A 1,285-nucleotide genomic window follows, 5' to 3' on the forward strand; every position below is an offset into this window, starting at 1 on the left:
GCTGGCGCGATCAGTAGCCCAGGCGTCTCATCTTAACCTGAACAACCATACGATTTATCCAAGAAATTGCAAACACTGCTGCAAAGCCCGCTGCACCGAGCCTAGGTAGCCCTCTCCAAACAGGTTGAGATGGTTGAGCCAGTGGTAGAGCTGGTAGAGGGGCTTGCGGTGAGGATATCCCTTATCCAAAGGATAGGTCTGCTGATAAGCCCGATAGAACTCCGGCGGAAAGCCGCCAAACAGTTCTGTCATCGCCAGATCTGTCTCCCGATCCCCGTAGTAGGTGGCCGGATCGAAAATCACCGGGGATCCATCGGCCAAGGCCCCGTAGTTGCCGCCCCACAGATCTCCATGCAACAGAGCGGGTTCTGGCCTGTAGTCCTGAAAAAAGGCTTCCAGCTCCGCCATTACCCGTTCGGCTTGGGCCACCCACGTGCCGCGATACCCCTGTTGGCAAGCCAATTTCACCTGGTAGAGCAGCCGCTGTTCCCGATAAAAATCCGGCCAATTCTGCCGCCAACTGTTGATCTGAGGCGTAGAGCCGATGGTGTTGTCGCGCTCCCAACCGTAGCTGCCGTTGGGGGATAGGGTGCGGTGCAACTGGGCCAACTGGGATCCCAATAAACCCGCAGTCTGCGGACGGGGCGAGGTTAGCTCCAGGTATTCCAGCACCAAGTAAGCCTGCTCTCCTACGGATCCCCAGACAATGGGCTGAGGTACGCGAATGGCCTGGGCAGCCGCTAGGGTTTGCAAGCCCGCAGCTTCCGCTGCAAACATCTCCAGCGCCCTTTCTCCCCCACGGGCCAATTTGACGAAGTAGTCTTTTACCCCTTCTGCAAGAGGGCTTTGGGAAGCGCAGGAAAACCGATAGGTGGCGTTGATGCTGCCTCCGCCCACAGAACGATACTGTAGGGGCTGGATGGGATCCCCTGTTGCTTCTGAAAGGTGCTGGGCGATGGTCTGCCAAAGAGTTTGCATCAGCAGCAAAAGTCAATTGTCGGAGAAAAACAGGTACTTATGGTCATTTCGGGTAGTCATTTCAGGTTAGGGTGAGACGCCTGAGCCATTGCCTGGGCCATTGAGAAAAGCCCTATGGCCCCGTGCATTCAAAGTTTTAGGTGTGGGCGCAGTCTCCTGGTTTAATTGAAATGACCATAACTCTTTTTTTGTGCTACTTTCACCTTCTCATTCTCAAGAGCACAGTCAATAGCGCGAGGACTCCGTCCCGCTGGCAGGACGGGTTGGACGCCAGACCGGGCTCTATCCTTCAGTCGAGCTTCTGGGT

The 1,285-nt window shown here is 55.8% G+C and carries 1 protein-coding gene; it reads right to left on the reverse strand.

Annotated elements, in window-relative coordinates:
• Positions 1-54 precede the first annotated feature (54 nt).
• Complete coding sequence (locus NW815_RS07685) at positions 55-978, reverse strand: fructosamine kinase family protein (protein WP_414390432.1); 924 nt, start codon at positions 976-978, stop codon at positions 55-57.
• Between the last annotated feature and the right edge of the window lie 307 nt (positions 979-1,285).

Source organism: Synechococcus sp. R6-7 (assembly GCF_047461695.1).
GTDB lineage: Bacteria > Cyanobacteriota > Cyanobacteriia > Thermostichales > Thermostichaceae > Thermostichus.

Excerpts from the sequence above, each read along its gene's own strand:
- NW815_RS07685 (WP_414390432.1), bottom strand. The coding sequence starts at position 978 with ATGCAAACTCTTTGGCAGACCATCGCCCAGCACCTTTCAGAAGCAACA.